The organism is Pseudonocardia sp. Ae717_Ps2, from assembly GCF_001932475.1.
Lineage (GTDB): Bacteria > Actinomycetota > Actinomycetes > Mycobacteriales > Pseudonocardiaceae > Pseudonocardia.
In genome coordinates this window covers 1-11,823 of the sequence record NZ_MCIS01000021.1, presented here as the reverse complement: position 1 = coordinate 11,823, position 11,823 = coordinate 1, and the positions used below count along the sequence as shown (strand labels likewise).

Annotated in this window: 16 protein-coding genes; 12 read left to right on the top strand and 4 right to left on the bottom strand. The window is 70.8% G+C overall.

Annotated elements, in window-relative coordinates:
• The 6 genes from Ae717Ps2_RS34430 to Ae717Ps2_RS40810 all read left to right on the top strand — a co-directional run.
• The coding region (locus Ae717Ps2_RS34430; protein WP_369804901.1) for a bifunctional DNA primase/polymerase at positions 1-948 on the top strand (948 nt) is incomplete at its 5' end.
• A gap of 71 nt (positions 949-1,019) precedes the next feature.
• A complete protein-coding gene (locus Ae717Ps2_RS39990; protein WP_255407998.1) occupies positions 1,020-1,328 on the top strand; it encodes an AAA family ATPase in 309 nt (102 codons plus the stop codon).
• Positions 1,325-2,119: an AAA family ATPase gene (locus Ae717Ps2_RS39985; RefSeq protein WP_255407997.1), complete on the top strand. Its 795-nt coding sequence runs from the start codon at positions 1,325-1,327 to the stop codon at positions 2,117-2,119. Before Ae717Ps2_RS39990 ends, Ae717Ps2_RS39985 begins: the two co-directional genes overlap by 4 nt.
• 317 nt (positions 2,120-2,436) lie before the next feature.
• On the top strand, positions 2,437-2,628 hold the full coding sequence (locus Ae717Ps2_RS34415) for an AlpA family transcriptional regulator (RefSeq protein WP_075310485.1): 192 nt from the start codon (positions 2,437-2,439) through the stop codon (positions 2,626-2,628).
• A complete protein-coding gene (locus Ae717Ps2_RS34410; protein WP_075310487.1) occupies positions 2,628-3,989 on the top strand; it encodes a tyrosine-type recombinase/integrase in 1,362 nt (453 codons plus the stop codon). Before Ae717Ps2_RS34415 ends, Ae717Ps2_RS34410 begins: the two co-directional genes overlap by 1 nt.
• 1,046 nt (positions 3,990-5,035) lie before the next feature.
• Positions 5,036-5,347, top strand: coding sequence for a GNAT family N-acetyltransferase (locus Ae717Ps2_RS40810; protein ID WP_075310466.1), 312 nt, complete (start codon positions 5,036-5,038; stop codon positions 5,345-5,347).
• Between the two features lie 21 nt (positions 5,348-5,368).
• On the opposite strand, the gene Ae717Ps2_RS34400 is transcribed toward Ae717Ps2_RS40810, so the two are convergent.
• From Ae717Ps2_RS34400 to Ae717Ps2_RS34390, 3 genes are all read right to left on the bottom strand, one after another.
• Positions 5,369-5,989: an HD family hydrolase gene (locus tag Ae717Ps2_RS34400; protein ID WP_075310468.1), complete on the bottom strand. Its 621-nt coding sequence runs from the start codon at positions 5,987-5,989 to the stop codon at positions 5,369-5,371.
• Entirely contained in the window at positions 5,986-7,047 is a 1,062-nt protein-coding gene (locus tag Ae717Ps2_RS34395) for a helix-turn-helix domain-containing protein (protein WP_075310470.1), read from the bottom strand. The genes Ae717Ps2_RS34400 and Ae717Ps2_RS34395 overlap by 4 nt, the downstream gene beginning before the upstream one ends.
• Before the next feature lie 149 nt (positions 7,048-7,196).
• A complete protein-coding gene (locus tag Ae717Ps2_RS34390; protein WP_158071531.1) occupies positions 7,197-7,529 on the bottom strand; it encodes a GntR family transcriptional regulator in 333 nt (110 codons plus the stop codon).
• A 112-nt stretch (positions 7,530-7,641) separates the two neighbouring features.
• On the opposite strand from Ae717Ps2_RS34390, the gene Ae717Ps2_RS34385 reads away from it, so the two are divergent.
• The 5 genes from Ae717Ps2_RS34385 to Ae717Ps2_RS34365 all read left to right on the top strand — a co-directional run bounded on the left by Ae717Ps2_RS34385 (position 7,642) and on the right by Ae717Ps2_RS34365 (position 10,343).
• Positions 7,642-7,851: a hypothetical protein gene (locus tag Ae717Ps2_RS34385; RefSeq protein WP_075310472.1), complete on the top strand. Its 210-nt coding sequence runs from the start codon at positions 7,642-7,644 to the stop codon at positions 7,849-7,851.
• A complete protein-coding gene (locus Ae717Ps2_RS34380; protein WP_143510434.1) occupies positions 7,851-8,207 on the top strand; it encodes a hypothetical protein in 357 nt (118 codons plus the stop codon). Before Ae717Ps2_RS34385 ends, Ae717Ps2_RS34380 begins: the two co-directional genes overlap by 1 nt.
• Positions 8,197-8,481, top strand: a complete 285-nt coding sequence (locus tag Ae717Ps2_RS34375) for a hypothetical protein (protein WP_075334951.1) — start codon at positions 8,197-8,199, stop codon at positions 8,479-8,481. Before Ae717Ps2_RS34380 ends, Ae717Ps2_RS34375 begins: the two co-directional genes overlap by 11 nt.
• 339 nt (positions 8,482-8,820) lie before the next feature.
• Positions 8,821-9,111 (top strand): hypothetical protein, encoded by a 291-nt coding sequence (locus Ae717Ps2_RS34370; protein ID WP_143510432.1) that lies wholly within the window; start codon positions 8,821-8,823, stop codon positions 9,109-9,111.
• On the top strand, positions 9,108-10,343 hold the full coding sequence (locus Ae717Ps2_RS34365) for a hypothetical protein (RefSeq protein WP_075334341.1): 1,236 nt from the start codon (positions 9,108-9,110) through the stop codon (positions 10,341-10,343). The genes Ae717Ps2_RS34370 and Ae717Ps2_RS34365 overlap by 4 nt, the downstream gene beginning before the upstream one ends.
• A gap of 299 nt (positions 10,344-10,642) precedes the next feature.
• On the opposite strand, the gene Ae717Ps2_RS34360 is transcribed toward Ae717Ps2_RS34365, so the two are convergent.
• Complete coding sequence (locus tag Ae717Ps2_RS34360; RefSeq protein ID WP_144276126.1) at positions 10,643-10,876, bottom strand: hypothetical protein; 234 nt, start codon at positions 10,874-10,876, stop codon at positions 10,643-10,645.
• Between the two features lie 174 nt (positions 10,877-11,050).
• Between Ae717Ps2_RS34360 and Ae717Ps2_RS37910 the strand changes: the two genes are divergently transcribed.
• Complete coding sequence (locus Ae717Ps2_RS37910) at positions 11,051-11,200, top strand: hypothetical protein (protein WP_158071646.1); 150 nt, start codon at positions 11,051-11,053, stop codon at positions 11,198-11,200.
• Positions 11,201-11,823 lie beyond the last annotated feature (623 nt).

The window sequence follows — 11,823 nt, the reverse complement described above, 5'->3', positions numbered from 1 at the left end:
GCGGCGGAGGACCTGTGTCGGGTCGCACTCGGGTTGGCCGGGCGGGATTGGCCGGTGTTCCCGCTGCGGCCGGGGAGCAAGCGCCCGGCGCTGCACGGGCACAGCACGTGCCGGGGCACCGGGCCGTGCGCGGGCGGGCACCGTGGGTGGGAGCAGCGGGCGACCACCGACCCGGACCGCATCCGCGCAGCGTGGTCGGCGGGGGTGTTCAACGTCGGCATCGCGACCGGCCCGGCCGGGCTGCTGGTGCTCGACCTCGACACCCCCGAGCCGGGCGAGGTGCCGCCGTCGCGGTGGGCTGCCCGCGGGGTGATCGACGGCGCAGGGGTCTTGGCCGTTCTGCTCGCCGACGCCGGGCGTGTGCTCCCGGTGACCTATGAGGTGCTGACACCGTCGGGCGGGCGGCACCTGTACTTCCGCGTCCCGGCCGGGCTCGAGCTGCGCAACACCGCGGGGGAGACCGGGCGTGGGTTCGGGTGGAAGGTCGACACCCGGGCCGGTGGCGGCTACGTCGTCGCCGCCGGGTCCCGCACCCCGACCGGGGTCTACCGCGCCGCCGACGACCAGGCCGAGGCGGCGGCGCTGCCCGGGTGGCTGGCCGACCGGCTCGCCCCGCCCCCGCCCCCGGCTGTTCCAGCGGGTCCGATCCGGACGGGGTCCGGGCGTCGTGACCGCTACCTCGACGTTGCACTACGGGCTGAAACAGCACGGGTCACCGGGGCGGCCAAGTCTCAGCGCAACGCCTGTCTCTACGTGGCCGCGGTCGCGCTCGGGCAGCTCGTCGCGGGTGGCTCTCTGCCCGAGCATGAGGCCCGCGCGGTGCTGCGCGGCGCCTGCGCCGGGCACGTCGCGCTCGGCGCCTACTCCGGCCACCAGGCCGAGAAGACGATCGCGTCCGGCCTACGGGCCGGGGCCAAGCGACCCCGACGGATCGAGGACGCGGCATGAACTCCCCACCACCCCCACCCCGACACACCAGCGGCCCCGCGGTCGGGGCGCAGACGGCCACTCAGGGCGCCGTGAGCGCCTCCCAGAGCGGGCCCCGACGTGGGGGCTTCCCGGCGCTCGGTGCGGTGCCGACGCCGCCCCGCACGGCCTGGACGGCAGAGGAGCTGATGGGCATGGACTTCCCGACCCCGCGCTGGGCGGTGCCCGGGATCATCTGCGAAGGCGTGACCCTGCTCGCCGGACCGCCCAAGGTCGGCAAGTCCTGGATGAGTCTCGGGCTGGCGCTCGACATCGCCGCCGGGCGCCCGGCGTTCGGCCGGATCGACGCCGAGGCCGGTTCGGTGCTCTACCTCGCGTTGGAGGACACCCGCGCCGGTTGAAGTCCCGCATGGAGATCGCGCTCGGCGGGCGGCCCGCCCCGGCCGGGTTGACCCTGTCGATCGCCTGCCCGCCGATGCCTGCCGGTGGTGACGTGCAGGTCGCGGAGTGGCTCGACAACCATCCCGACGCCCGCCTGGTCGTCATCGACGTATTCGCCAAGGTCCGCGGCAACCCCGCCCCCGGGGTGTCGGCCTACGACGCCGACTACGCCGCGATGACCCGGATCAAACGGGTCGCCGACCACTACGGCATCGCCGTCGTTCTGGTCCACCACGTCCGCAAGGCCGCCGCCGAGGACTTCCTCGCCACCGTCTCGGGCACCAACGGGCTCGCCGGTGCCGCCGACGCGGTCCTGGTCCTCGAACGCGCCCGTGCCCGCGCGGACGGCGTCCTGCACGTCACCGGCCGCGACGTCGACGAAACCGACTACCCACTGGCGTTCGACCCGTCCGCGGGGGCGTGGTCACTGCTCGACGGCAACGCCGCCGACTACCAGATGCGCGACACCCGCTCGCTGATCATCCGCTACCTGCGTGACTACCCCGGCACCAAGCCCAAGGACATCGCCGCCGCCCTGGACATCGACGCCGGGACCGTGCGCCAGAACTGCCGACGCATGGAGACCGACGGACAACTCCGACGCAACCCCGCCGGGCAGTACTGGCCCGGCGACACCGCCTCTACAGCAGCGAGTGACAGCAGTGACAGCGGTGACATACCCGCCGTCGAACCACTGTCACTGCTGTCACTTCGTCACTCAACCTCCGACGACCAGGGAGAACACCAGTGACGAGCCCAGCTGGTCCGAGTGACAGCCGCGTGACCGCGGCGGGGCCTCACCTCTGTCACTCTGTCACTCGACCCGCGTTGACCTGCGGAAACATGAGTGACAGTTCGAGTGACAGGCCCTGCGGAGGTGTCACTCTGTCACTCGGCCTCCGCAGCCGGGCCGCGGCCGAAGCGCCCGCCTGCGGCGACGGTCGGGCCCCATCAGCGCAGACCCACCGCTGTCACTGTGTCACTCCACCCTGTCTGGCCCGCGTAAACAGCTGTGACAACCCGAGTGACACCCGCCCCGCGCTGTCACTCACCCCGGAGGTAAACCCCATGAGCCGGTCCGCCGCCCGCCTCACCGTCACCGACCTCTGCACCGAACTCGCCATCTCCCGCTCCACCTTCTACGACTGGCGCGCAAAAGGCCGCGCACCCCGCTGCATCAAGCTCCCCAACGGCGAGATCCGCATCCGCCGCACCGACTTCGAGAACTGGCTCGACACCCTGGAGGAGGCGACCGCCTGATGACCACCACCTACGACGTCCGCATCTGGAAAACCGACGTCTACAAGGGCAAAACCACCACCGCCTACACCGTCATGTGGAGAGTCGGAACCAAGCGGTGGAAGAAGCGGTTCCGGACCAGCGCGCTGGCCGACAGTTACCGTGCCGACCTGATCAGCGCCTCCCGCCGGGGCGAGGCATTCGACATCGAGACGGGACTCCCTGTCTCAGCGGCCCGTCCGGCACAGGTGGTCAACTGGCTCGACTTCGCCTGCGACTACATGGACATGAAGTGGCCCGGGGCCGCTGCGACCTATCGCCGCAGCATCTCCGAGGCGCTGACGGCGATCACTCCTGCGATGCTCGACGGGGTACGGGACGGGGCTCCCGACGGTGTCGCGATGCGGCGGGCGCTGCACCGGTGGGCCTTCAACACGGCACGGCGGGACGGGAGCCCGGCGGCGGTCCGGTCGGACCTCCGGTGGCTGAAACAGCAGGCAATGCCGGTCGGGCGGCTAGCCGAGCGGGCCGTCCTCCGAGGAGTCCTCGACGCGCTGGCGCAGCGGCTCGACGGCCGACCCGCGGCGGCGAGCGTCGTGAGCAAGCGGCGACGGGTGCTGTTCAACGTCCTGGAGTACGCGGTGGAACGGGAGCTGCTACCTGCGAATCCCCTGCCGACATTCAAGTGGACGGCACCGAAGGTCTCGACCGGCGTCGACCGGCGGACCGTCGTCAACCCAGTTCAGGCCCGCACCCTGCTCACCGCGGTGGGGGAGACGCAGCGGAGCGGGCCGCAGCTCGTGGCGTTCTTCGCGCTGCTCTACTTCGCCGCCCTCCGGCCGGAGGAGGCCGCGAACGTGCGCAAGCACAACCTGTCGTTGCCGTCGTCTGGGTGGGGGGAGATCTACATCGCCGAGGCGACCCCGTACGCCGGATCGGACTGGACCAATGACGGCGCACAGCGCGACGTCCGGCAGCTCAAAAACCGGGCGAGAGGGGAGGGACGGACCGTACCGACGCCGCCGGAGCTGACCGGCTACCTGAACCACCACCTGGCATCTCGACCGATCGGACCGGGCGGTCGGCTGTTCCCGGGGGAGCGGGTGCCGGAGCTGCCCAAGCTCACGTACATGCGGACGTGGCGTTCGGCTCGCCAACGGGCGTTTACCCAGGACGTCGCTGCCGGGCCGCTTGGCGCGACGCCCTACACGCTCCGGCACGCTTGCGTGTCCACGTGGCTGAACGGAGGTGTCCCGGCAACCCAGGTTGCGGAGTGGGCCGGGCACTCGGTGGAGGTGCTGCTGAAGGTTTACGCGAAGTGCCTCGACGGCCAGGACACCGTCGCGAGACAGCGGGTGGAGGACGCGCTCGGCGGTCGGTGACGGTGGGAACGTCCTGGGAACGGGGCGTGGGAACACCCTGGGAACGACCAGCCGCTGACGGCCACCCACAGCCGGTGACACCCGGACGCAACGAGAACGGCCCCTCGCCCTGTTTCAGCAGGTGAGGGGCCGATTTTCGCTGTTGGCACTCGTGGTGCCCCCGGCAGGATTCGAACCTGCGCTCCCGCCTCCGGAGCAGTGGAGCGTGCGCCGGAGAAGACATGTCCTGACCAGGCATGATGTAGATAATGATCGGGGGCGTCGGACGCATCTGGGAACGTCCTGGGAAAACCTTGCCGGATGGGCCGAGTGACAGAGTGACAGCCCTACCGGCCGTGTCACTCGAACTGTCACTCTCGTTTGTGCTGGTCAGGGGTGGTGTAGTGACAGAGTGACAGAAGAAGAGTGGGGAGACGTGCCATCGTCTGGAACCGTCCAGCCCGCCGCACCACCGTGCGGACGTCCGTCCCAGTGCTCCTCCGCGCTCGGCCGGGACCCCGGGTGGCATCCGGGGTCCCGTAGCGCCTCTGCGGAGGAGCAGAGGGCCGCGTACAGCCCGCTCGATCCCCCGGGTCGACGAGCGCCCGTCCACGCCCCTCCTGTTGCAGCGCTGTGGACGTTAAGGCGCTGGAACAGGAGGGGGCAGCAACGATGGGTCGCATCGCCGTACGGCCGGGCGCCGTCGAGTGACAGAGTGACAGTGTCACTGAGCCTTTTTCAACCTGACCGAGGACCCGCCGCGAAGCGGCGGCAGGGGCCCCGTCGGCAGCGGCCAGATCCCCGATGATGCAGGTCAGGCCGCCGCGCGGTCGCGGTCCGGGGAGGCCCACTCGACGGCTTGACCAGCACAAACGCCAGGTTGAAAAAGGCTCACTGGCCTGTCACTCGAACTGTCACTCTCGTTTGTGCTGGTCAGGGGCGGTGCAGTGACAGAGTGACAGAAGAAGAGTGGGGAACGGCACCTGACGGTCCGTGCCTGGCCGCGCGTCGGGGTATGCGGTCTCAGCGCCGTTCTGGTGCTGCGACAGCTCCGTGGCGCCACCTGAGTGGCAGGAGGCGTCTGCGGTGGTCTCAGGGCCCTGGACGGTCTCGTTCTGGAGACCGTCCTCGTTCGGGAGGGGAATCTATCGGTCTTCAACGGCCACCTCACCGGGTTCGTCGTCGTGCACGATCGTGACAACGACGGCGACTACGAGACCGTCGCCCATATCTGGACTGCGGTGGCCTGGCGCCGCCGGGGAATCGCTCGACGCCTGCTGGCCGAGGCACGCTCCCGCTTTTCCGTTACTGCGTTCGAAGAGCCTTACACTAAACGACGGATCTGTGCTTATCGACGCCTCACGGGACAGCTGAGATAGCGTTGGGGTGGCTTCGGTGCATCACCGTGCCGCCCGCGCCGCCTCGCTGTTCTTCGCGAAGTTGGCGGCGAAGTTGGCCCACCACTCGCCGGGCGGGATTTCCTGCGCCGCGACCGCGAGACGCTTTCCGGTCTCGGTCACCACGGCCGCCGACATCGAGTCGACGAACGGTTGCACCTGCTGGTTGCCCTGGGCCTGGTACTCCCGTGCGGCAAGTAGGCAGTCAATCTTGTCGGCGTCGCGGGAGCAGCGTGCTTCTGGCGTCGCAGTCGGTTCCTTCGCACGCTCGTGTTCGTCGATCAGGGCGGCGATGTGCTCGGCGAGGACCGGCGGCAGCTCCGCCACTTGGTCGTGGGCGACGTCCTGAGCCGGGGGCGTCCGTACGTACGGCTTCCCCACGCTGGGGACGTCACCGATCCGGGTCTCCGGCATGTCGTGGAACAGGCCCAGTGCTGCCGCGCGGTCTGCGTTTGCGCCTTCGAGAGTGGCAATGACGTAGGCGAGAACTCCCACACGGAAGCTGTGCTCGGCTACCGATTCGGGATTCTTGACTCCTGCGAGCAGCCACCCGGAGCGGGGGAGTCGCTGAAGCTGGCCGGCCTCGTATGCGAACTTGGCGACGGCGTGCATTTCGTTGCTCAAATCGCACTCTCCACGAGGTAGGCCACCTGCTCCATGCGCTGTCGAACCTTACCGGTCAGGCCAGCATCGTCGCTGAGCGCGATCTCCACCGCTCGGCCGATGTGCCTCGCCTGCTCAGAGCTGCGGAGCAGGTCTCGCCGTGCCCTCAGGAGCGCCCACAGGGCATGCGCGCACAGCTCCCGGTACGGGGCCGTTGCAACCCCGGTCACGAGCGAGGCCAGGAGCCGGTCCCCGGACCACGTCGCCTGCTGACTGACCATGTCTCGATCGTCGGTCCAGTACGTGTCGTGCTCGCCGACCCAGTAGGCCCAGTAATTGAGATTCGCGATGATGAGTTCATCGCGCGCCAGTCCCTGGTCGATGAAACGTCGCAGCGGGTCGAGGTCGCCGGAATGAGCACTCGCGACGGCCTGGGAGCGAGCCACGGCCCACGCCGGGGACCACATGCTCAGGTCGGGTAAGGCTCGGGTATCGCTCGTCGTCTGCTGTTGGAGCCACCCCTGTGTGGAGTTGTTCGACGCGACCAGGAACTTCACCTGCCGACGTAACATGGCCGTTCGCTCGGTGCCCGTTCCGGCCTGGTCCGCAGCATCACAGAGGTCCCGAGCGACGGCGTCCTGCACCGTGCTGGGCACGTACAGCCGGGTGCGGATCTCGCTGAGCTGCCGGGGCACCTCGCCGGTGAGCGGCCAGGCGAGCAGCTCGGTCAGGGTGCGGTCGGGAACGATGACCGACAGCGGGTGCTCAGGGCTCCCGACAGTCGCCAGCTCGCCGTAGATCGAGTCCGCCACGAGTGCCTTCTCGAACACGACGAGGAGCGAAGGGTCCGGGTTGTGGGCCCGGAGTCCTCGGTTGACGCGCTGGATCTCCGCGAAGCTCGCATTGACTAGCGGGCGCCGACCCGACTCCCACGCCTGCAGGGTGCTGACGCCCACGCCGAGCTGCTCGGCGAACCCCTCCTGAGTGAGCCCGACGCGGCCACGGATGGCGCCCAGAACGGCTCCTCCGAGTCGCCCGATCAGCTCACTCGCACCGGGAGTAGGGGTTCGGTCCTTCATTCCGTGCTTCCTCACGCTCGGCCGCGTCGAACTCGTACTCGCGGTCAGGGGTCTCGGCCCTGACCTGGCAATACCGTTCTGGTTGTCCGACAGACGGTAGGCACTGGGCCCCGGCGACGGGGGTGAATCGGAGAATCCGTGAGTAGCAGCTATCTCTTGGCCTCGACCGTCTCGACCCTTTCGCGTAGCTCGGCGACCTCACCCTGGAGGCGAGCCACGATCTCGCGCAGATCCTCGGGAGGGTCGTCCGGGAGGGCCCGGACGAACGTTCCGCGACCGGCAGCGGACTCCAGTACCCCCGCGTGCTGCATCTCCTTCACCGCGGCGTGCGCGGTCAGCTCGGCGACGCCGTAGTGCTCAGCGAGTGCCCGCAGGGACGGGATCTTGTCCCCCACCGGGAACTCGCCCGCTCGGATGCGTCGGACGAGGTCCGACCTGACCTTCGCACTCAGCGACTGAGCGCCTCCCTGATCGACCGCCACCAAGCCACGGTAGCGGCCAGCTAAGCCACCGCACAGCACCACAAACACCCCTTGACAGATCGAGCACCACAGAGCACCTTAATGTGCACTGAGGCAATCGGGAGGATGGCAGATGTACACCGAACGCCGCGACATGGCCGCGCTCCGACGGATCGATAGCGCACCCGAGGGCTGGGCTCCTGACGGCCTGACCTCGGACGTGATCGACGCGTTGCTGGGCGACGAGATCGCTCGGGGGCGTGAGATCCCGAGCCTGCACACCACGCGGGTCCTCCACCTGCCCCGCCGCGCTAGGCAGCTCGTCGGAGGTGAGGCGGCGTGATGCGGGTCGTGGATGCGCTCCGTCGTCGGGTGCTGGACCAGGTCCGGGGCGAGTTCTGGCACCGGTCCGGTGCCGGGGTGGCGCTGGTGGTGCTTACCGGGGTGTTCGTGGTTCTGGCGCTGGGGGTGGCGGGTCCGCTGGACGGTGTGGCCGGCGTGTTGGTCGCGGTCGCGGTCGGGGTGGCGGGGGTCGAGACTGTCGAGGCGTTGGGTGGCGCGGTCGTGGGGTGGCGGGAGTGGCGTCGTCTGCGTTCCAACGACGGCTATCTGTCGGCGGTGGTGGAGGTTGTGGCGGCGCAGGAGCGGGCGGAGCTGGTTCTGCTCGGCGCTGGGGAGCCTCCGGCGGGTGCGCGGTGAGCGCCCGGCTGGGTTCGGTGGTGGAGCGGGCGGCGGCGACGGCGTCACGGGAGCGTCCGGCGCGGGCGGTGCGCCCGGGGTGGTGGGTCTACTCCTACGGCTCGGCGGGTGGGGGTGGGCGCAGGTCATCGCGATCGGCCTGTTGTCCAAGGGGTGGGTGCGGTTCGAGCTGCGTCATCTCGATGGCCGGCGCGGTCTGGTCGAGGCGTCCCCGTCGCATCCGACGTCGTGCCTGACGGCGTCCACGGCGCGGCGGGTCGGGATCACCGGGTGACGTTGGCGAAGCGGGTCCTTCGCTTCACGCGCTGACCCTCGGGGTGTGGGCCGGTCGGGACCGGACGGGTGCACCTCGTTGATCCACATAGGACAGACGAAGTAGGCAGAGGAGCGGGGCGATGGGTTGGTTGTCGAGTACGGCCAGGGGCGGGGCCCGGGTGGGTCGGGCTGTGGTGGCGCGGGAGTTGGCGGCGGTGCAGCACGCGAAGCATCACCGGCGGGGTCGTCACACGGAGGAGGCGTCGGGGCCGGTGCATTGCCGGTTCTGCGGGGTCCGGGTGCGGTCGGGCATGGGTGATGTGTGCTCGCGTCCGCGGTGCATGAAGGCGGCCGTGCGATGAGCGCGCTGGTGGATCTGGACGACACCGGCCGGTGCCCGACGGACTCGGCGTGCGCTGGGTGCGGTGTGGCGGCTGGTGAGGGCGTGGGTGGTGGCCTGGTGGTGGTGACCGCTGGCACCGGTGTCGGGGTGGTGTGCCTGTCGTTGTGCCCGGCCTGCTGCGAGGCGGGGCGGGTGCCGCGGATGGTGGTGGTGACCGCGGCGCTGGCTGCTGGGGACCACTGCGAGCACTTGGGGATCGATCTGGATCAGATGGCTGCGGTGATGGAGTCGGGGTGGGACTGGTGAGCACCGAGACGTGGGCGCAGCGGCGTCGTGAGGACCGGGCCGCTGCTGCGGAGCGGGCCCGTCGTGACGCCGACGCCGCGACCGAGCGGGCGTTGCACGCGGAGGCGGTGCGGGCGGAGATCGCCGAGCGCCGCCGTACCGAGCAGGCCACCCGGGATCAGGTCGCCCGGACCGCGCGGGCCGAGCAGGCCCGCCGGGCCCGGACCGAGCGACGCAAGCGTGCGGCGGCCCGACGGTCGGCGGTCGGGGTGTGGGCGGCTGCGCATCGGGTGGATCTGCTGATCTATCCGCTTGCGGTGGTGTCGGCGGTGATGGCGGTCCCGGCGATGGCCGCCTATGGCGTCGCGGTCTACGGGTCGTGGACCGGTGCGGTGCTGCCGGTGCTGTCGGAGTTGGGGATGTGGGCGTTCGCGCTGGCGGTGCAGTCGCGGCGCCGCACGCACCCGGCCGCGCCGCTGTGGGCGTTGCAGGCGGGGGTGTGGGCGTTCGCGGCCGTGGCCGCGGGGCTGAACCTCGCCCACGGCCTCGACGGTGAGCACGGTGGCGTGAGTACCGGGCTGGTGATGGGTGTGGTGTCGGTGGCCGGGGTGATCGCGCACCAGTTGGTGACCGCCGGGGCCCGCCCGGCCCGCAGGGCGCGCACCGAGCGGGCGGCGGAGCGCAAGCTGCGCGCGGCCCGGCGGGCTGCGTTGCGGGCCGCGGTCGCGCAGATCGACACCGACGGCGACGCCCGTCTGGTCCATGCCCCTGGGGTCTACCGGGTCGAGCGGGACGGGCTCGGCCGCCCTGTGCTGGCCCCGCACACCACGCCCGGTCTGCCTGTCGACGACGACGGCGGGGACCTGGCGGCGGAGGTGTCGGCGTGGCTGGCCGAGCAGAACCCGGGCCTGTTGAGCGTCCCGGTCCCGTCCGCTGACGAGCCCGCGGACGGGACCGGGAACCAGCACGACCCGGCCGACATCGGGACCGAGGACGACCGCCCCGACGGGCACGGCGTCGCCACCCTCGACCGGCCGACGGGACCGACCGGTGGTGAGCACGGTCGCCGTCGTCCGCGGAAGGTGGCCCGGCCGCGGGCTCGCTCGATGGATGCGCTGCGCGCCGAGTTTGCGGCGGCGGTGGCGGCGGGGGAGGTCGATCCGTCCTCGGCGGAGTCGATCCGTACCGGTCTGCGCTGCGCCCCGGCCCGGGCGCGGGCGCTGCGTGATGAGCACCGAACCGACCAGTCCTGACCTGCGATGATCGAGGGGAATCGACCTGTGGACAGCAACTCGCACGACCGGCACGACGAGATCGGGACCAGCATCACGGACCAAGCCGTGATCGAGGGTCCGGCGCCGCGTGCGGCGGCCGGGCGGGGTGAGCACGGGCGGCGCCCGCCGCCCCGTGGGGCCGGGCGGGTGAGTCGCTGGTGATCGACGCCGAGTCCGTCACTGAGGAGCCGGCCACTGGTGAGGTGGTGTCTGCTGATCGGGGGCCGCGTAAGGTCGCTCGACGGGCGGGTGGCTCGTTCGGTCCGGGGTGCATGTGGTCACGACCGCTGCGGGTGGTCCGGCGCGGCGAGCGGGGCGGCGGCGGTGGCCGGGGTGAAGGCGACCCCGAAGGTGACCGCTCGGGCTGCGGTGACCACGGTGGCCGGGTACGGCTCGCTGGTTCGGCGCGCGGTCGCGGCAGCGACCCACGGTGGGGTGCGCGAGCAGATCCGCGCCGCCCGCGCGGCCGGGGACTCCACGGCGGTGGCGGAGTGGACCGAGCGTCTGGACACGTTGAAGGGCCACCGTGCCCAGCGGATCAAGGAACTGCCTCGTCAGGTACTGGCTGCGCTGATGGTGACCGGTATCGCCGTGCGGTGCTTGGTGTGCTGTTGCTCGCCGGTGGGGTCACCGCGTGCTGGCGCCGGGCGGGTTCGGCTGGGCTCGTGGTGGGAGATGGTCGCTTGGTGGTCCGGTTCGTGACCGCTGCGGTGACCGTCGCGGCCACGGTGGCGCTGTGGGTGGCCGGGCCGGCGCTGTTGCTGGCCGGGTGGTGGAGGGGCGCCGCCACACTGCCGGCCCGGCGTGGCTCGCACCAGTACCGACGCCGATCTTGACGCGCTGGTGGATGAGACCACGATCGCCGTGCCCTGGACGCGCTGCGTATCGCCCAGATCAGCGCCTACTTGAAGGCGGGCACGCCGTTGCAGTTCCTCACCCCCGCTCGGGTTGATGGGCGCGGTACCCATGCGGTGGTCCGGCTCCCGGCCGGGTCACCGCCGACCGCATCGCGCGGCGCCGCGCGGACCTCGCGACGGGGCTGCACGGTTGGCCAAGGAGGTGTGGCCGACCACCGGTACCGAGGCTGGGATCCTGGATCTGTGGGTGCGGACAAGGGCGCTCTTGCCGAGGGCGCTGGCCCGTATCCCTGCTCGACGACAGCGCGACCACGGTGGATGTGTTCAAGGGGGTGCGTTCGGCGGAACCTGCGCGGCACCCCGATGGTGGCGCCGCTGCTGGAGCGCAACACTCTCGCCGGTGGATGCCTGGACAGGGCAAGTCCTCCGCCGCCCGGGTCCTCATGTCGGGCCGCGCCTGGACCCGACGGCTGACTGCGGATCTGGGTGCCGGATGCGAACTTCGACTCGAGGTTTTCCGGCCTCGCTGCTCGCGCTACGTCATGGTGCCGAGGACGTGCGGATCGCCGAGATCACCGAGCACCTGCGGGAGCTGCACGCCG

What these genes read in the sequence shown, in the direction of transcription:
- Ae717Ps2_RS34415 (WP_075310485.1), top strand. Translation starts at nt 2,437, where the DNA reads ATGAGCCGGTCCGCCGCCCGCCTCACCGTCACCGACCTCTGCACCGAA.
- Ae717Ps2_RS34410 (WP_075310487.1), top strand. Translation starts at nt 2,628, where the DNA reads ATGACCACCACCTACGACGTCCGCATCTGGAAAACCGACGTCTACAAG.
- Ae717Ps2_RS34380 (WP_143510434.1), top strand. Translation starts at nt 7,851, where the DNA reads ATGCGGGTCGTGGATGCGCTCCGTCGTCGGGTGCTGGACCAGGTCCGG.
- Ae717Ps2_RS34370 (WP_143510432.1), top strand. Translation starts at nt 8,821, where the DNA reads ATGAGCGCGCTGGTGGATCTGGACGACACCGGCCGGTGCCCGACGGAC.
- Ae717Ps2_RS34385 (WP_075310472.1), top strand. Translation starts at nt 7,642, where the DNA reads ATGTACACCGAACGCCGCGACATGGCCGCGCTCCGACGGATCGATAGC.
- Ae717Ps2_RS34395 (WP_075310470.1), bottom strand. Translation starts at nt 7,047, where the DNA reads ATGAAGGACCGAACCCCTACTCCCGGTGCGAGTGAGCTGATCGGGCGA.